This window comes from Rhizobium sp. Rhizsp82 (assembly GCF_047325115.1).
GTDB lineage: Bacteria > Pseudomonadota > Alphaproteobacteria > Rhizobiales > Rhizobiaceae > Rhizobium.
Window position 1 is genome coordinate 2,834,603 of sequence record NZ_CP168570.1, and the last position, 18,261, is coordinate 2,852,863.

Sequence of the window (18,261 nt, forward strand, 5' to 3'; positions counted from 1 at the left end):
TTCAGCCGAACAGATTGACCGCGGCATAGCCGAGAATGGCGCCGCCGAAGCCGATGATCAGCCATCCGGATATGCGGCGGATCAGCAGCGTCACGTCGCGCGAGATCCGGTCCCGCGCCAGATTGACGACGGCGCTGAGCAGCGTCCACCACACCATCGCACCCGCAAAGACGCCAACGACGATCGCCGCCGTTTCCATCGGCGTATTGCCGTCCACAAGCCCGAGACCGGCAAACAAACCGCCGAAAGAGAGCAGCGCGCCGGGATTTGAAATTGCCAGCAGGAAGGTCGAGGCGATCGTGCGGATCCCTGCCCCCATTTCGCGCGCAGCCGCCGGCGGCGTCACGAGGTCGCGAATGCCGAGAAAGATCAGGAGCAGCCCGCCAACCGCCGCGATCGGTAGCGAATAGGCATCGACGACATTGGACACCATCGCCAGACCCGCCGCAGCGACCAGCGCGTAGACGGAATCGCCGAGCGCCGCGCCGATGCCTATCGCCGCACCCGAGGCGAAACCGCGGTTCAGGCTGCGGTCGATGCAAAGCGTCGCAATCGGCCCCGGCGGTATCGTGATGACGAGACCGAGCAGAGCGCCTTTGGCAAACAGCAGAAGCAGCGTTTCGATGATCATGCCTGAGAGATGTTACGCCGCCGCGATCGGACAACCGCAAAAAGAAAAAGCCGCCATCGCTGGCGGCCTGTTGGTGGCCATGAGACCGCGCATCAATGCGAAGCGGTCACCACGGGATTGCCCTGCGCAGCAAGTGCCGCGAGATCGGCTGGCTTCAGTTCGACGGATTCCCCGCAGCCGCAGGCCGATGTCTGGTTCGGGTTGGTGAAGGTGAAGCCGGAGCGCAGCGTCGTCTGCTCGAAGCCGAGCTGGGTGCCGAGCAGATAGAGCACGGCCGACGGCTCGATCCAGACGCTCGCACCATCGCGCTCGATCAGGTCGTCCTTCGGGTTGGGCTCGGTCACCATGTCGATGGTATATTCCATCCCGGCGCAGCCGCCCTTCTTGATGCCGACGCGAATGCCCTTGGCATCCGGTCCTGCACCGCCGACGATCGCCTTCACGCGATCGGCCGCTTCCTGCGTCATGCTCATCACTGCAAAGCCCATCGGCTCATTCTCCTTACGCACACGGATTGAAGGTCCGGTGTTTCATGAATCAAATGTAGTGCCAGTGGCTTAACCGATCAATACCAGCCGCCAATTAGTACCAGCCGACGGCGACCTGCGCCTCTTCCGACATGCGGTCCGGCGTCCACGGCGGATCGAAGGTCATCTCGACCTCGACGCCCGACACGCCTTCGACGGCGCCGACGGCATTCTCGACCCAGCCGGGCATCTCGCCGGCCACGGGGCAACCGGGCGCGGTCAGCGTCATCATGATCTTGACCATGCGGTCGTCTTCGATGTCGATCTTGTAGATCAGACCGAGTTCGAAGATATCGGCCGGAATTTCCGGGTCGTAGACCGTCTTCAGTGCGCCGATCACGTCGTCGCTGAGACGCGCCAGCTCTTCCGCCGGAATGCTCGAATGCACGATACCCTCGCGCACGTCGGTCTTCTGTTCGCTGTCATCAAGGCTCATTACGGTATCCTCAAGCAAAGAACTTGCGCGCATATTCCAGCGCATCGGCCAAGGCATCGACCTCGGCGCGGGTATTATACATCGCGAATGACGCACGGCATGTGGAGGTCACGCCGAAGCGTTTCAAGAGCGGCATGGCGCAATGCGTGCCGGCGCGAACCGCAACACCACGCCGATCGATAACCGTCGAGACGTCATGGGCATGCAGGCCTGCAAGCTCGAAGGAGAAAATGCCGCCCTTGCCCGGCGCATTGCCGATGACCCGCAGCGAATTGACCTCGCGCAGCCGCTCGGTCGCATAGGCCGTCAGATCCGCCTCATGGCGCGCGATCGCCTCGCGGCCGATCTTGTCCATGTAATCCAGCGCATAGCCGAGACCGATCGCCTGAACGATCGGCGGCGTGCCGGCCTCGAAACGATGCGGCGGCTCGTTATAGGTGACGTTGTCTTCGGTGACCTCGAAGATCATTTCGCCGCCGCCCTGGAACGGGCGCATCTCGCGAAGGCGATCCTTCTTGCCGTAGAGCACGCCGATCCCCGACGGACCGTAGAGCTTGTGGCCAGTCATCACATACCAGTCGCAGTCGATATCCTGCACATCAACAGGCATATGGACAGCACTCTGCGAACCGTCGAGCAGCACCGGAATACCGCGCTCATGAGCGATGCGGCAGATCTCCTTGACCGGAACGACTGTGCCGAGCGCATTCGACATATGGGTGATGGCAACGAGCTTGGTGCGCTCCGTCAGGCTCTTCTCGAAAGCCTCGATATGGAAGGCGCCGTCGTCATCGACATCAACCCAGACCAGCTTGGCGCCCTGGCGCTCGCGGATGAAGTGCCAGGGAACGATGTTGGAGTGATGCTCCATGATCGACACGACGATCTCGTCGCCCTCGCCGATCTTCGGCATGCCCCAGCCGTAGGCGACCGTATTGATCGCCTCGGTGGACGACTTGGTGAAGACGATATCATCGACCGACGGCGCATTGAGGAAGCGCCGCACCTTTTCGCGCGCAGCTTCATAGGCCTCGGTTGCGGCATTCGACAGGAAATGCAGGCCGCGATGCACATTGGCATATTCGTTCGAATAGGCATGCGTCACCGCGTCGATGACGGCCTGCGGCTTCTGGGCCGACGCGCCGTTGTCGAGATAGACCAGCGGCTTGCCATACACTTCCTTCGCCAGGATCGGGAAATCCCTGCGAATGGCTTCGACGTCATACGTGGTTACGGGCGTTGTCTGGTCCATTTTCAGACCCTTTCATGTCGCTCCTTAGAGGAGCTACCGCAGAAGGTTTTGGTTTCGCAGCCGTTACCGCCTGCGCTACGTCATCCTCGGGCCTGTCCCGAGGATCTATCCACGTCTACGTTTCTGAACCGGCTTAGATCCTCGGGACAAGCCCGAGGATGACGGAGGAGAGATTGCCCCTCCGCCGTAACTCAAGCGTGCTTTTCAAGCCAGGCGGAGATGATGCCTTCCAGGGCATCCACCAGAGCCTCGTCTTCAAGCTCCTCGACGATCTCGGCGACGAAGGCGTTGACGAGCATCGCCCGCGCCTTGTTCTCCGGAATGCCGCGAGCCATCAGGTAGTAGAGGTGGTTGCTGTCGATATCGGCAACCGTCGCACCGTGGCCGCACTGCACGTCGTCGGCGAAGATCTCGAGCTCCGGCTTGACGGAGAACTCGGCATCATCGGACATCAGCAGCGTGTTGCAGGCCATCTTGGCGTCGGTCTTCTGGGCATCCGGGGCAACCCGGATCATGCCCTGGAACACGCCCTTGGCGCGATCGAAGACGACGTTGCGGATGATTTCCGTCGAACCGGTATTCGGCACGTTATGGCCGAGAACCATGGTGACGTCGGTATGGGTTTCGCCGCCGAGCAGGTTGATGCCGCGCAGGGTCAGGTCGGAACCCTCGCCCGTCGCCTTGATATGCAGCTCCTGGCGCACCAGCTTGCCGCCGGCATTGATGACGAAGAGCTTCAGCTTCGCATCGGCGCCGAGATCGATGCGGATCTGGCCGAGATGCGTGTCGTCACCACCCTGCTGCTGCAGGATGATCCAGGTGAGGTCCGAGCCGTCGCCGATCGTGATGTCACTGACATGGGACACGAGCGCCGCATCCGCGGTCACCGACAGGTGACGCTCGATGACCGTGCCCTTGACGCCGGCGCCGAAGGTGACCGGAAGACGCGTATGGATCTGGCCGCCGGCATGGACGATATCGATCTCGAGCGGCTGCTCGAGTTCGGTCTCGGCCGGAATGTCGATCACATAGCCGTCGCGCACGAAGCTGCCGTTGATCCGGCCAACCGCATCGTCGGCGCCAAGCGCACCGAGAGAGGTCGCAGCCGAACCATCGAGCAGGCCTTGGGCATAGCTCGAAATCTCGATACCGCCGACCGAAGCCTTGGCATCGACATGGCCCTGGACAATCGAAAGCACCGAAGAGCCCTCGACGAGCGGCTTCACCGTCTTCGAGGCAGCGTCACCGGCAACGGCCGGGATGGCGCGCAGCAGGTTCTTGAGGTCGGTATAGTGCCAGGCCTCGACGCGGCGCGTCGGCAGGCCGGACTTCTTGATGTCGTCGAGCAGGCGGTCGCGCGTCGCGGTGACCGCGCCGTCGCCCGGCAGCTCGCCGAACTGATTGTTGAAAGCCTCGATGAGCGCAGCTTCCGCGGCGGTCAGGCGGCTCGTGGTCTGCATGTTCATGGACACATCCTTTCCGCCCTGATCAGGCTGCCGCTCCGATGATGTCGGCATAACCGTTGGCTTCCAGCTCATGTGCCAGCGTCTTGTCGCCCGACTTGATCACCTGGCCCTTGTAGAGAACATGAACGGTGTCGGGAACGATGTAGTCGAGCAGGCGCTGATAGTGGGTGATGACGATCACGGCGCGATCGGGCGAACGCAGCGCGTTGACGCCATCGGCAACGATCTTCAGGGCGTCGATGTCGAGACCGGAGTCGGTTTCGTCGAGCACGCAGAGCTGCGGCTGCAGCAGCGCCATCTGCAGAATCTCGGCGCGCTTCTTTTCGCCGCCGGAGAAGCCGACGTTCAGCGGGCGCTTCAGCATATCGGGGTTGATCTGCAGCTTGGCGGCAGCGTCCTTGACGAGGCGCATGAAGTCAGGCGTCTTCAGCTCTTCTTCGCCGCGAGCCTTGCGCTGCTCGTTCATCGCCACCTTGAGGAACTGCATCGTGGCAACGCCCGGAATTTCGACCGGATACTGGAAGGCCAGGAAAATGCCCTTGGAAGCGCGCTCAGCCGCGTCGAGCTCGAGAATGCTCTCGCCGTTATAGAGGATATCGCCCTCGGTGACTTCGTAGTCTTCGCGGCCCGACAGGATGTAGGAGAGCGTCGACTTGCCCGAGCCGTTCGGCCCCATGATCGCGGCAATCTCGCCAGCCTTCACCGTCAGGTTCAAACCACGGATGATCTCGGTGCCGTCTTCGGCGATACGGGCGTGCAGGTTTCTGATTTCAAGCATGTTCTTGTTCCATAAAAGCGTTCGGAAACGGGCGCGCCCAACCGCGCCCTCGAATAATCAATGCAGAGACGGCGTCAGCCGACAGACCCCTCAAGCGAGATGCTGATCAGCTTTTGCGCTTCGACGGCGAATTCCATCGGCAGTTCCTGCAGGACTTCCTTGACGAAGCCGTTGACGATCAGGGCGATCGCCGCTTCGGTTGGGATGCCGCGCTGCAGGCAGTAGAAGAGCTGGTCTTCGGAGATCTTCGAGGTGGTCGCCTCGTGCTCGAACTGCGCGGTCGAGTTCTTCGCCTCGATATAAGGCACCGTATGGGCGCCGCACTTGTCGCCGATCAGGAGCGAGTCGCACTGCGTGAAGTTGCGGGCGTTCGAAGCCTTGCGGTGGGCCGAGACCTGGCCGCGATAGGTGTTCTGCGAAACGCCGGCGGCAATACCCTTCGAGACGATGCGGCTCGACGTGTTCTTGCCGAGATGGATCATCTTGGTGCCGGAATCGATCTGCTGATGACCGTTGGAAACGGCGATCGAGTAGAATTCGCCTCTAGAGTCATCGCCGCGCAGGATGCACGAAGGATACTTCCAGGTGATCGCCGAACCGGTTTCGACCTGCGTCCACGAAATCTTCGAACGGTCGCCGCGGCAATCGCCACGCTTGGTCACGAAGTTGTAGATGCCGCCCTTGCCCTGGGCGTCGCCCGGGTACCAGTTCTGAACGGTCGAATACTTGATTTCGGCATCATCGAGAGCAACGAGCTCGACGACGGCAGCATGCAGCTGGTTTTCGTCGCGCTGCGGCGCCGTGCAGCCTTCGAGGTAAGACACGTAGGCGCCTTCCTCGGCGATGATCAGCGTGCGCTCGAACTGGCCGGTATTCTTCTCGTTGATGCGGAAGTAGGTCGACAGTTCCATCGGGCAGCGAACGCCCTTCGGCACGAAGACAAACGAACCGTCGGTGAAGACGGCCGAGTTCAGCGTCGCATAGTAGTTGTCGGAGGTCGGAACGACCGAGCCCAGATATTTCTGAACCAGTTCCGGATGCTCGCGGATCGCTTCGGAGATCGACATGAAGATCACGCCGGCCTTCTTCAGCTCTTCCTTGAAGGTGGTGACGACGGAGACGCTGTCGAAGACGGCATCGACGGCGATCCGCGGCTTCTCGACACCGGCCAGGATTTCCTGTTCCTTCAGGGGAATGCCGAGCTTCTCGTAGACCTTGAGGATTTCAGGGTCGACTTCATCAAGCGACTTCGGACCCGGCGTGCTCTTCGGCGCGGCGTAATAGTGAATGTCGTTGAAATCGATCTTCGGGTAATCGACGCGCGCCCAGTTCGGCTCTTCCATCGTCAGCCAGCGCTTGTAGGCTTCCAGGCGCCATTCGAGCATCCATTCCGGCTCCTGCTTCTTGGCGGAGATGAAGCGGATGATATCTTCGGACAGGCCCTTGGGTGCCTTGTCCATTTCGATGATGGTCTCGAAACCGTATTTGTACTGATCGACGTCGATCTCGCGGACGCGATCAACCGTTTCTTGTACGGCTGGCATGTCGTTCTCCAATCTCGCCGGCTAAAGGTCCGGCAGGCTGTCGTGCGGGCAATTTTCTGATTGCCCCTTATGTAGTGGGCCAAAAGGGCCTTTTCAGCCCTGATGGCAAGCGGAAATTTCCGTTTCCGCAATTTTGTGAGACGGTCAGGCCGCCTCCCCGGCCGGCCTGCGCCGTCCGGCAATTTTTCCGAACGCGGCAAGCGCCCGGTCGATATCCTCGTCGCTGGTCGCAAAGCCGAGCGAAATGCGCAGCGCGCCGAGCTTCGGGTCATGGCCCATGGCAACGAGAACATGGCTCTCGCCGACCTTGCCGGACGAACAGGCAGAGCCCGCCGAAAGCGCCACACCTTCGAGATCGAAGGCGATCTGGCCGGTCTCGGCCTTCAGGCCCGGCAGCGTGAAGAACGTCGTGTTCGAGACACGCGCGCGATCGGCGCCGTAGATCACCACATCGGGTGCCGCTGCCCGCATGCCGCTTTCAAGCCGCGCCTGCAAGGCCGCGATCCGGTCGTTCCGTTCGCTGAAATCCGATCGCGCCTGTGCGGCAGCCGCACCGAAGCCGATGACGGCAAGCGAATTCTCTGTCCCCGACCGGTGACCCTTTTCCTGCCCGCCGCCATGGATCAGCGGCTTCGGCATCAGGATCTCGCCGCGCGACACCAGAGCGCCGGCGCCCTTGGGCCCGCCGAGCTTGTGCGACGACAGGATCAGAAAGTCGGCGCCGAGCGCATTGATATCGATCTCAATCCGTCCCGCGGCCTGCACGGCATCGACGACGAGAAGGCCGCGATGCGCCTTGACGATCTCGGCTGCCTCGCGAACCGGCTGGACGATCCCAGTCTCGTTATTGACGAGCATGATCGCCACCATCGGCAGACCGGATGAGGCATCGTGACCGGCAAGCAGGCCCTGAAGCGCCGCAAGATCGACGGTACCATCCGACGTCACCGGAATCTCGGTGGTCTTGTCCTTCGGGAAGCGCCCACCCTCGCGAACAGCGGGATGCTCGACGGCGCTGTAATAGAGATGACCGACCGCGAGCGGCGTGCGCCCCATGCGGAATTCCGGCGTCAGCACCATATTGGCGGCTTCGGTCGCACCGCTCGTCAGAATGACATGCGCGGGCTCGGCCCCGACAAGGGAGGCAACCTCGCGACGCGCGCCTTCGATTGCGGCGCGAACGGCACGTCCCTCGCCATGCACGGAATTGGGGTTGCCGAACAGATCCATGGCGCGCAAAACTGCTTCGCGCACTGCGGGATGCAGCGGCGATGTCGCGTTCCAGTCAAGATAAAGGCGGGGCGGCGCCATGATCTCAAGTCCTGCGCTTGGTTTCTGCTTCGGTGGTCCGGCTCATTTTTCTTGAAATTTCCGCCGGGCTTGCCTTATGACACTTTCACACTGCGTGGCGTGCCATGCAAAGTTTCGAATTGTTCTAAACTGCGTTTTAGAAAAGCTGACAACGTCCGTCAAGTCTGCGCAGTCCGAACGCGAAAATAAAACCCGGAGTACCGATGCCCGAAGTCATTTTCAACGGCCCTGCCGGCCGTCTTGAAGGCCGCTACCAGCCCTCCAAGGAAAAAAGCGCACCGATTGCCCTCATCCTGCACCCGCACCCGCAGTTCGGCGGCACGATGAACAACCAGATCGTCTACCAGCTCTTCTACATGTTCCAGAAGCGCGGGTTCACGACACTGCGCTTCAATTTCCGCGGAATCGGCCGCAGCCAGGGTGAATTCGACCACGGCGCCGGCGAGCTCTCGGATGCCGCCTCGGCACTCGACTGGGTGCAGAGCCTGCATCCCGATTCGAAGACCTGCTGGGTCGCCGGCTACTCCTTCGGTTCGTGGATCGGCATGCAGCTCCTGATGCGCCGCCCGGAGATCGAAGGCTTCATGTCGATCGCCCCGCAGCCGAACACCTACGACTTCTCGTTCCTGGCGCCCTGCCCGTCCTCCGGCCTGATCATCAACGGCGAGCAGGACAAGGTCGCCCCGGAAAAGGACGTCAACGGCCTCGTCGAAAAGCTGAAGACCCAGAAGGGTATTCTGATCACCCACCGCACCGTTCCGGGTGCCAACCACTTCTTCAACGGCCAGGTCGAGCCACTGATGGCCGAGTGCGAGGATTACCTCGACCGCCGCCTGAACGGCGAACTGGTGCCGGAACCGGCTGCCAAGCGCATTCGCTAAGCCTTGATCTCGCTGGCGCCGATCTCGAAGGTCGGCGCCACGAAGCCATCGATCAGCCTCGGCTCGATCTCCCGCATGCCGGCTTTGCGCAGCACGTGCTGGGAAGCAAAATTCTCCGGATGCGTGAAGGCGATCAAGCGGTCGCTGAAGCCCTTGCCGAGGAACCAGGCGATCAGTCCCCGCGCCGCCTCCGTCGCATAGCCCTTTCCCCACTCGTCCTCATGGAATGCGTAGCCGAGCTCAAACTCGCGCGCCTCCTCGTCATGCAGGGAGATCCCGGCACGGCCGACAAAGCGCCCGTCGCTCTTGGCCACGACCTTGTATTTCGTCGTGCCATCATCGTCCTGCTCGTCGATCCACTGCTCGATGCGCGACTGGCAGCGTTCCATCGTCCAAGGCAGGCCACCCGACATGAAGCGGCTCGTCGCCAGCGTCGAATGCAGGGCATGAACCAACGGTGCCTCGTCCGGCTGCCACATCACGAACTGCAGCCGCTCCGTCTCAAGAATTGTTTGCACCGATAGCCTCCGTCAGCACACCACCGCTGACCGCTTCCCGGACACCCGTCGTGCCCGGATAGGTCAACGGCAGCCCCTCGAGCGAGCGCACGGCCAGATAAGCCCAAGCCTCCGCCTCCATCGCGTCGCCGTTGAAACCGGCTTCTTCCGCCGAGATCACCGTCGCCTGATGCTCTGCAGCCAGCTGCGCAAGATCGCGCATGATCACCCTGTTCAGCCGTCCGCCACCGCAGATCACATAGAGCGCCGGCGTCACCGGCAGGTGACCGGCCGATTTGATGATCGATGCCGCCGCTACATAGGCAAGCGTGCGTGCGCCATCGGCAAGCTCCGCCTCCCGTCCCTGTGGCGGCAGGAAATCATTGCGATCGAGCGATCGCCGTTTTGCCGCGGTAAAGAACGGGCTCGCGAGATAGCGCTCGGCCAATTCGCTGACGACATGGCCCTCTGAGGCGATCATGCCGCCCTGGTCGAATGGGACCCCGGCATGGGCCTCCACCCACTGATCGATCAGCGTGTTGCCGGGGCCACTGTCATAGGCGATCACCGTACCATCGGCGCCGACATAGGTCAGGTTGGAGATACCGCCGATATTGACGAAACAGACCGGCATCTTGGCATTGCTGATATTGGCGGCCAGCGCAGCGTGATAGGCAGGCACGAGCGGCGCGCCCTGGCCGCCATGCACCATATCGTTCGCCCGCATGTCGTAAACCGTCGCAATACCGGTCTCGCGGGCGAGAAGCGCGCCGTCGCCAATCTGAACGGTCAAGGCCTCGTCCGGCCGGTGCAGGACGGTCTGGCCGTGAAAGCCGAGAACGTCGATAGCGCCGGCCTCCATTGCATTCTGTTGCAAAAACTCCCTAACGGCAGCTGCGTGACGCTGCGTAAGCTCCCGTTCGATGGCCGCGAGATCGCCCGGCCGTTCCTGCCGGTTCTTGATCGCCTTCGCCTGCTCGAGTGCCGTTTTCAGCCGTTCGCGAAAAGCCGGATCATAGGAAACGCCGAGAAACGGACCGCGCTCGACGAAGCCGTCGCCATCGGTCCGCAGCAACGCCACATCGATCCCATCCATCGACGTGCCGCTCATCAGGCCGATCGCGGTTCTCACTCCGGGCATGCTTCCTCCAAAAACTGTGCCGCCGAATAGTGCACTTTCGGCAAAACAGTGCTAAACGCGCCGCGGCGCTTCAACAAGTGCCGATCTCAATTCCCTCCGAAGCCTCAAGAGACGAAGTCATGTCCGAGTTCAAATCCGATTTCCTGCGCACCCTGAAAGAGCGCGGCTTCATTCATCAGGTCTCCGATGAATCCGGCCTCGACGATCTGCTCGCCAAGGAAACCGTGACGGCCTATATCGGCTTCGATCCGACGGCGCCGAGCCTTCATGCCGGCTCGCTGATCCAGATCATGATGCTGCACTGGTTCCAGGCAACCGGCCACCGCGCCATCTCGCTGATGGGCGGCGGTACCGGCATGGTCGGCGATCCCTCCTTCAAGGAAGAGTCGCGCCAGCTGATGACGGTCGACACGATCGAGAGCAACATCGCCTCCATCAAGCGCGTGTTCTCGAACTACCTCACCTACGGTGAAGGCGCGAAGGACGCCCTGATGATCAACAATGCCGAATGGCTGCGTTCGATCAACTACCTCGAATTCCTGCGCGATGTCGGCCGCCATTTCTCGGTCAACCGCATGCTCTCCTTCGATAGCGTCAAGACGCGCCTGGATCGCGAGCAGTCGCTCTCTTTCCTCGAATTCAACTACATGATCCTGCAGGCCTACGATTTCGTCGAGCTGGCCGAGCGTTATGATTGCCGTCTGCAGATGGGTGGTTCGGATCAGTGGGGCAACATCATCAACGGTATCGACCTCGGTCACCGCATGGGGACGCAGCAGCTTTACGCGCTGACCTCGCCGCTGCTGACGACCGCATCCGGCGCCAAGATGGGCAAGTCGGCGACCGGCGCTGTCTGGCTGAACGCCGACATGCTCTCGGCCTACGATTTCTGGCAGTATTGGCGCAACACCGAGGACGCTGACGTATCGCGCTTCCTCAAGCTCTACACGACGCTGCCGATGGACGAGATCGCCCGCCTCTCGGCGCTGGCAGGTTCGGAGATCAACGAGGTCAAGAAGATCCTCGCGACGGAAGTCACCGCCATCCTGCACGGCCGTGCCGCCGCAGAACAGGCGGCTGAAACCGCCCGCAAGACCTTCGAAGAAGGCGCTCTCTCGGACAACCTTCCGTCGGTGGAAATTCCGGCCGCCGAACTCGATGCCGGTCTCGGCCTGCTGTCGCTCATCGTCCGCGCCGGCCTCGCCGCATCGAATGGCGAAGCACGCCGCCATGTCCAGGGCGGTGCCGTGCGCATCAACGATCAGGCGATCAGCGACGAACGCACGGTGATCGGCAGTGCCGAGATCACCGCTGATGGCGTGATCAAGCTGTCGCTTGGTAAGAAGAAGCACATCCTGATCCGCCCCGCTGCCTGAGCAGTCCGGATAATCTGATTGAAAAGAAGCCGGCCACGCGCCGGCTTTTTTATTGAAACTCGAAGATGTTGCGGAAGACGCCAGGGGCGATGATCGACAGCGGGTTGATCTGCAGGTTCGGCTTGTCGAACTTGCCGGTCAGCTTGAAGGTGATGCCGATCAGGCCGCGGTCGGTACCGTTGCCGAGAATGATGCCGATGACCGGCAGTTCGGCGAATAGCCGGTTCAGACCGTAGGCCGGCATGAAGGTGCCGGTCATGTCCATGTTACCCTTGGTATCGCGGATCACGCCCTGGAAGGTCGCGCCGATCTGCTCGCCGCGCACCACGCCGTTCTCGATGGTGACGGTACCGCCCTGCGAGACGATACGGGCAAAGCCGCGCTGGAAGCGCTGCGCCGACGTATCGATCTCACGCTTCACGGCGGCATTCAGGCTTCGCTGATCCTTGCCGACGGGGGTTGCCACGATCGACCGCAGCCGGTCTTCGTTGACGATCTGGAAGCGGCGCACATCCGCCGAGCCGTCCCAGCCGCGCGGGCCGAAACGTACGGTCATGTTGAGCAGACCGCCGCGCATATGCTTGTAGAAATCGGCAAAGCGCGACACCGATCCCGCGTCACCGGTGGTGATGTTGAGCACGCGCCCGTCCTTCATCTGCGTCACGACGGCCTCGCCGCTGTCGGTGACACCGGAGAGGTTCAGCACCTGCAATTCGCCGTCGCGCATCATGTAGAGCGCATCGAGGCCGCGCACGCGTTCGTCGTTGAAGCCGACGATCTGGCCGAGCTTGGCGCGCACGGTGATATCACCGCCCTTGCTGTCGCCGCCGCCATCGTCGCCGCTGCCGTTCTGGCCGTTTTTCAGACGCGCCAGGATTGGCCGCGCATCGGCGGTATCACCGGAGACAGAAACGTCGAAAACGCCCTTGCTGCGGCGGATCGAGATGGCGAAATCGTCGAGCGACGAGAGTTTGACGCTGTCGAAATCGGCAGATGTCAGCCCGCCCTTCGCGACGTTCAGCGATCCGCTGGCACCAAAGCCGTCGCCCTTGAGCTTGAAATTCTTGACCTGCGTGTTCTCTGCAGGGCCGGAGACCTCGAACGTCGCCTCTGCTGGAATGCCGCTGCCCTTCGCCCAGCCGACCCACGGCAATTGCAGGGCGGCGCGCGACAGGTCGAGATCGACGGACTGCCGCTCTTCGTCGATCCGCGTCAGCTCGACCTTGATGCTGCCGTCGATGATATCCGACAGGCCCGGCAGCAGCTTCTCGCGCTGGTCGTTTGTCAGCGTCGCCGCGATGACGCGCTGCGGGGTGATGCCCGAATTCTTCTCGACCGGTTCCAGCAGCGAAATCTCCGCCGGCACGCCATCGATCTGCCCCTTGCCGTCGAGCGTCACCTGCTTCGGATCGCCATTCAGCGTCCCGTCCAGATTGGTGATTTTGCGCCCGGAGATCGGCTTGCCGACATCGACGCCAGAAAGCTGCATCGAAGCCTTCCAGTCCGGCGGCGGTGGATTCTGTGCGCTGACCAGGCCGAAGCGAGCCTGCACGGTGGCATTGATCTTGCCGTTCAGGTCTTGTGGCGCGAGACCGGCGCGCTGCAGCACCTGGATCGGCTTGTAGGTGAGAAGCTCACCCACGGCATCAGCTGAGCCCGATATGCCAAGCTGCATCTCCGCCATCAGCGGCTTGTCATAGGTCGACGGCAGCACGAAGCTGCCAGCACCAAGATTGACCGAACGCCCGGAGGCAAAGAAAGACGTGCCGCTCTTGATCGAGATCGTCGCCCGCGGCCCCTTCAGGTCGAAATGCGCCGAAGTATCGCGGATCGGCGGAATTTCGCCGGCGACATTCATCCGGGCATTGGCGATATCGAAAGCGATCTTGATCTGGTTCTCATCGAGCTTCAGCCCCTTGCCGACGGCCTCGTCGAGGCGCCCGAAGGGGATGAAAACGGAAATCGAGGCGTCGGAGACCGTGCCGCCGAACAGGTTCTTCAGCACCCAGTCACGGGCCTTCGGCGCCATCCAGAACGGCCAGAGCTGCTTGATCGCCGCCGTCTGCAATTGCTGCGACTGGCCGACGAAGCTGATCTCCGGCGAAACGTCACCGAATTTCGCATGCAGCGAGCCATAGAGCTGTCCGAGCGGTGTCGATACCGTGATGCCGGGGAACTGCAGCTCCTTGGTCGCGACCATGAAGCGGCCGCTCGTCTGGATATCGAACGGCACCGGCTGCTCGCCGGATCCGACAGGAGAAGCGCTGCCACCACTGACCAAGAGATCGATGCCGAAGCCCTTGCCGGCTGTCGGATCCAGCCGGTCGAGGTCGATCAGGCCGCCGTTGAAGGGAACGGTTGTCGCGCCGAATTGCCCCTGCGACCGGGCTATCTCGATCGTTTCCTTCTTGAAATCGTAGTTCAGATTGATCTGGCCGCCACTCAGCTGCTGCTGGTCGCCATCGACATAGATCAGCCCCGGCGCCAGCGTCACGCCGGTCGTCAACGACGGATCGGTGCCCTCGCCGTCCCTGACAGCCGAAATGTTGATGTCGGCGAAAGCGTTGATGCCCTGGCGGATCTCACCCAGCACGTTTCGCTTGATGGCAAACGGCGTCAGGTCGGCATGGCTGAGCTTGGCGGTGAAGCGCTGGGTCTTGTCGCCCAGCCTTTCCGCCTGAACGTCGAGCGTCGCCGGCTGGCCGTTGATGGCGATTTCGCCGGTCAGCTGCAGCGAATGATCGGTCGGCCGGGCAAAGACGAGATCGTCGATCACAAGCGACACCGGTCCGTTCGCCGTATCGGCCAGCTTGACGTTGATTCCCGATATGCGGACGCTGTCCGTGCCGCCGCGCTGGGCGAAACTGTCGAATAGGTCGAGATGCGAGAATGCCGATTCGAGCGCTTGGGGCACTTCGTCGACGCGAAGATTGTCGAGCTTGATGGGATTACCGGCAGGCAGCAGCGCCGTATCGAGCGCGATATCCTCCGCCTCGACATCGGTGATGGCGATCCGCCCGCGAAACAGCGCCAGTGGATCGAGCGCCATGCGCATCGCTTCGACGGTCGACAGATGTTCGCCGCTCTGCTGATCGATCAGGTTGACGTTGCGGGCCTCCAGCGCCAGCCGCAGGCCGGAGGTGAAGCGCACCACCGTCGAGCCCACCTCGGCCTTGTAGCGCGGCCCCATCGCGTTGTTCAGCGCCATCTGCGCCTGCTTCGACAGCGCCGTATCGATCATGCCGCTTTCGATCACGCCGACGATCGCGGCAATGATGATGAAGAGGAGAGCAAAGCAGGCACCGGTCCAGCCGGCGGTGCGCCGCAGCCGGGAGCGCGGCGGCGGGCAATGCACGATCATCGGATCCTCGGCTTGCGCCGAGGGGAGTTCATGCAAAGCGACGATGTCTTTCTTGCGAAACGTAACCTTTTCGCCGCGGATGGCCGACATACGCCTTGGGTAACTCCTTGAATTCTTATTTTCCGGTCTAGCTCGCCGGATACTCGCCCAATATATATCGGCCAGGTTCAGTGTCACTCATAAACCCGGCAAAAGAAAGGTTTCCACATGGCGGATATCGGTATCGGCGCCGAAGCCCCGGACTTCAACCTCCCGCGTGATGGCGGCGGCCGCGTATCGCTGACGGAATTCAAAGGCAAGCCTCTGGTTCTGTTCTTCTATCCCAAGGATGACACGGCAGGCTGCACGGCCGAATCGATCGGCTTCACCGAACTCGCCGCCGAGTTTGAAAAGGCAGGTGCGGCGCTCGTCGGCATGTCGCCTGATTCGGTCAAATGCCACGACCGTTTCATCAAGAAGCATAACCTTGCCGTCGCACTCGCATCGGATGAGGAAAAGACCGTGCTGCAGGCCTATGGCGTCTGGAAGCAGAAGAGCATGTACGGCCGCACCTATATGGGCGTCGAGCGCACGACCTTCCTGATCCGCGCCGACGGCACGATCGCCACCATCTGGCAGAAGGTCAAGGTTCCAGGCCACGCCGAAGCCGTTCTGAAGGCCGTGCTGGACCTCGCGGCATGACCGCTTTGCAGATGACATCGCTGAGAGGTGGCGCGATCGACGCCATCCGCTCAGCCGATCTCGATCGCAAGACGGCGCTCGCCCAGGAAGCCGCCACCCGCTGGTTCGCCCGCAAGATATCGCTGCGCTCGCCGCTCGATGCCGCACTTCCGGAGCGGCCCGGCCGCCCCGAAAAACCGGCGCTCGTGCCGCCGACTCAAGTTCAGAAGCGCTCGCTGCATACCGTCCACGGCCGCATCGCGCTGCTGCATGCAATCGCCCATATCGAGCTCAATGCCGTCGATCTCGCGCTCGACATCGTCGCCCGCTTCGCCACAGAGCCGGTACCGAACTCCTTCTTCGACGGCTGGATGCAGGTGGCTTTCGAGGAGGCCAAGCATTTCCGCATGGTGCGCGACCGCCTGCGCGATCTCGGCGCCGATTATGGCGACATGCCCGCCCATGACGGTCTCTGGCAGGCCGCCCACTCGACCCGCAACGATCTGACGGCGCGGCTCGCCGTCGTCCCGCTCATCCTCGAGGCCCGCGGACTTGACGTGACGCCATCGCTGCAGGCGAAGATGCGCGAGACCGGCGATCTCGACAGCGCTGCCGTGCTTGACGTGATCTACAATGACGAGAAAGGCCATGTGGCGATCGGCGCCAAATGGTTCCGCTTTCTCTGCGCCCGCGAGCGCCGCGATCCCGCCCAGACCTTCAGGGAACTGGTGCGCGCCAATTTTCGCGGACCGCTGAAACCGCCCTTCAATGACCTGGCGCGCGCCGAAGCCGGCCTCACGCCATCCTTCTACCGGTCATTGACATCGACAAGCAATGCGTAACCATTGCGTGCATTCACATTAACGAAAGAAGCAATTTATTAACCTTAACGGTGTGTAATCAACCCAATCGAGGCACGGGCGCATCAATTGGGAGATTCTCCGTGACGCATGCACAGCACCAGCGCGTATTCGGCAAGCGTTCACAGGAACATATCCTCATTCTCGCCAGTGGCGACAAGGTCCGTCACATGACGGTCAAGCCCTGGATGGCGGCCCTCGCCTTCTGCTTCGTCGGCGTCTTCGCCATCGGCTATCTTCTCGCCACTTCCTATCTCGTGCTCCGCGACGATCTGATCGGCGCCACCATGGCCCGTCAGGCCCGCATGCAGCATGATTATGAAGACCGCATTGCCGCGCTCCGCGCCCAGGTCGACCGCGTCACCTCCCGTCAGCTGCTCGACCAGCAGGTCGTCGAGGACAAGGTCGACAAGCTGATGGAACAGCAGATGGCGCTGACCTCGCGCCACGGCAAGCTCGGCTCGCTGCTCGACCGCGCCGAAAGCTCCGGCCTGACAGGCAAGGAAGAACCGGCGCCTGCCGCGCAATCCTTCGCTCCCGATGCCAAGGACAAGCGGGCCTCGCTCTCCGGCGGCGCGGAAGCTATCAACAAGCTGCTGACCGGCAATAGCGAACCGGCCGATGCGACGCCCGACAATACCACGCTCGCCTATGTTCCCGCGCCTGAAACCGTCGGCGATCGGGCCGACCGTCTGTTTTCCAAGGTGACGCTGTCGCTGAAAGGCGTCGAAGAAGACCAGCGTTCGCGGGTCGATCAGCTGACGGCAGATGCAGGCGACGCCGCCGATGCCATTTCCACCGTCCTGAACCGCTTCAGCATTCAGGTGCCGCAGCAGACGGCAAAGGCCGACGACGACAGCGCAGTCGGCGGTCCCTATGTCGAGCCCGAGAGCGACGACGATTTCAACAATTCGCTGGCACAGCTCGATACGGCGCTGACGCGCCTCGAGGCCGTGCGCAATACCGCCGAATCCCTGCCCTTCCGCAATCCCGGCATCGGCAAGGACATTACCAGCCCTTTCGGCAACCGCCGTGACCCGTTCCTGGGCCGGCTTGCCCTGCATTCCGGCATCGATTTCCGCTTCGCCCCCGGCGAAAAGGTTCGCCCGACCGCACCCGGCAAGGTCATCAATGCCGGCTGGACCGGCGGCTACGGCAACATGGTCGAGGTCGATCACGGCAACGGCATTTCGACCCGCTACGGTCACATGTCGCAAATTCTGGTCAAGGTTGGCGATACCGTCGATCGCGGCGATGTCATCGGTCTTGCCGGCAGCACGGGCCGCTCGACGGGCACGCATCTGCACTACGAAGTACGCCAGAACGGCCGGGCCGTTGATCCGATGTATTTCATGAATGCAGGGTTGAAACTCGCGACCTATATAAAATAACCAAACGCAGTAACCACAGCTTTACCTGTGCAAGGGCTGCAAGGCCCGTATTCCTTGACTTGCAAGCCGTTTGGGAATATGTCGCGCTGCATTGCGGCATGCAATCCCGCCGACTCAGCCAGAGTTCGGCCGAACCTGAACGGAAATAG

Annotated in this window: 16 protein-coding genes; 5 read left to right on the forward strand and 11 right to left on the reverse strand. The window is 62.0% G+C overall.

Annotated features, from left to right (window positions below; translation table 11 throughout):
• Position 1 precedes the first annotated feature (1 nt).
• The 8 genes from ACEN84_RS19115 to ACEN84_RS19150 all read right to left on the reverse strand — a co-directional run bounded on the left by ACEN84_RS19115 (position 2) and on the right by ACEN84_RS19150 (position 7,945).
• Positions 2-631, reverse strand: a complete 630-nt coding sequence (locus ACEN84_RS19115; RefSeq protein ID WP_413709559.1) for a LysE family translocator — start codon at positions 629-631, stop codon at positions 2-4.
• A gap of 92 nt (positions 632-723) precedes the next feature.
• Positions 724-1,119 (reverse strand): Fe-S cluster assembly scaffold SufA, encoded by a 396-nt coding sequence (sufA, locus tag ACEN84_RS19120; RefSeq protein ID WP_112716389.1) that lies wholly within the window; start codon positions 1,117-1,119, stop codon positions 724-726.
• Positions 1,120-1,213: 94 nt separating this feature from the next.
• Positions 1,214-1,594, reverse strand: coding sequence for an SUF system Fe-S cluster assembly protein (locus tag ACEN84_RS19125; RefSeq protein WP_112716391.1), 381 nt, complete (start codon positions 1,592-1,594; stop codon positions 1,214-1,216).
• A 10-nt stretch (positions 1,595-1,604) separates the two neighbouring features.
• Positions 1,605-2,846 (reverse strand): cysteine desulfurase, encoded by a 1,242-nt coding sequence (locus tag ACEN84_RS19130; protein ID WP_413709560.1) that lies wholly within the window; start codon positions 2,844-2,846, stop codon positions 1,605-1,607.
• Positions 2,847-3,037: 191 nt separating this feature from the next.
• Positions 3,038-4,312, reverse strand: a complete 1,275-nt coding sequence (gene sufD / locus ACEN84_RS19135; RefSeq protein ID WP_413709561.1) for a Fe-S cluster assembly protein SufD — start codon at positions 4,310-4,312, stop codon at positions 3,038-3,040.
• Between the two features lie 22 nt (positions 4,313-4,334).
• Complete coding sequence (gene sufC, locus ACEN84_RS19140) at positions 4,335-5,090, reverse strand: Fe-S cluster assembly ATPase SufC (protein WP_112716397.1); 756 nt, start codon at positions 5,088-5,090, stop codon at positions 4,335-4,337.
• A 74-nt stretch (positions 5,091-5,164) separates the two neighbouring features.
• On the reverse strand, positions 5,165-6,634 hold the full coding sequence (gene sufB, locus ACEN84_RS19145) for a Fe-S cluster assembly protein SufB (protein WP_130278250.1): 1,470 nt from the start codon (positions 6,632-6,634) through the stop codon (positions 5,165-5,167).
• Between the two features lie 144 nt (positions 6,635-6,778).
• Positions 6,779-7,945, reverse strand: a complete 1,167-nt coding sequence (locus ACEN84_RS19150) for a cysteine desulfurase family protein (RefSeq protein ID WP_413709562.1) — start codon at positions 7,943-7,945, stop codon at positions 6,779-6,781.
• 203 nt (positions 7,946-8,148) lie between these two features.
• Between ACEN84_RS19150 and ACEN84_RS19155 the strand changes: the two genes are divergently transcribed.
• Positions 8,149-8,826, forward strand: a complete 678-nt coding sequence (locus ACEN84_RS19155) for an alpha/beta hydrolase (RefSeq protein WP_112716403.1) — start codon at positions 8,149-8,151, stop codon at positions 8,824-8,826.
• Here the strand turns inward: ACEN84_RS19155 and ACEN84_RS19160 are convergent.
• A complete protein-coding gene (locus ACEN84_RS19160) occupies positions 8,823-9,344 on the reverse strand; it encodes a GNAT family N-acetyltransferase (protein WP_413709563.1) in 522 nt (173 codons plus the stop codon). The two genes, ACEN84_RS19155 and ACEN84_RS19160, sit on opposite strands and share 4 nt — an antisense overlap.
• On the reverse strand, positions 9,328-10,464 hold the full coding sequence (locus ACEN84_RS19165) for an anhydro-N-acetylmuramic acid kinase (protein WP_413709564.1): 1,137 nt from the start codon (positions 10,462-10,464) through the stop codon (positions 9,328-9,330). The genes ACEN84_RS19160 and ACEN84_RS19165 overlap by 17 nt, the downstream gene beginning before the upstream one ends.
• Positions 10,465-10,583: 119 nt before the next feature.
• Here ACEN84_RS19165 and tyrS point away from each other — a divergent pair, with 119 nt between their 5' ends.
• Positions 10,584-11,840, forward strand: coding sequence for a tyrosine--tRNA ligase (gene tyrS / locus ACEN84_RS19170; protein ID WP_413709565.1), 1,257 nt, complete (start codon positions 10,584-10,586; stop codon positions 11,838-11,840).
• 49 nt (positions 11,841-11,889) lie between these two features.
• Here tyrS and ACEN84_RS19175 read toward each other — a convergent pair whose 3' ends face one another.
• On the reverse strand, positions 11,890-15,291 hold the full coding sequence (locus ACEN84_RS19175) for a DUF3971 domain-containing protein (protein ID WP_413709566.1): 3,402 nt from the start codon (positions 15,289-15,291) through the stop codon (positions 11,890-11,892).
• A gap of 117 nt (positions 15,292-15,408) precedes the next feature.
• Between ACEN84_RS19175 and ACEN84_RS19180 the strand changes: the two genes are divergently transcribed.
• From ACEN84_RS19180 to ACEN84_RS19190, 3 genes are all read left to right on the forward strand, one after another.
• Positions 15,409-15,882: a peroxiredoxin gene (locus tag ACEN84_RS19180; protein WP_199629576.1), complete on the forward strand. Its 474-nt coding sequence runs from the start codon at positions 15,409-15,411 to the stop codon at positions 15,880-15,882.
• Positions 15,879-16,703 carry a ferritin-like domain-containing protein gene (locus ACEN84_RS19185; RefSeq protein WP_112716415.1) on the forward strand — a complete coding sequence of 275 codons (825 nt, stop codon included), beginning with the start codon at positions 15,879-15,881 and terminating at the stop codon, positions 16,701-16,703. The genes ACEN84_RS19180 and ACEN84_RS19185 overlap by 4 nt, the downstream gene beginning before the upstream one ends.
• A 101-nt stretch (positions 16,704-16,804) precedes the next feature.
• Positions 16,805-18,112: a M23 family metallopeptidase gene (locus tag ACEN84_RS19190; protein WP_203428817.1), complete on the forward strand. Its 1,308-nt coding sequence runs from the start codon at positions 16,805-16,807 to the stop codon at positions 18,110-18,112.
• Positions 18,113-18,261 lie beyond the last annotated feature (149 nt).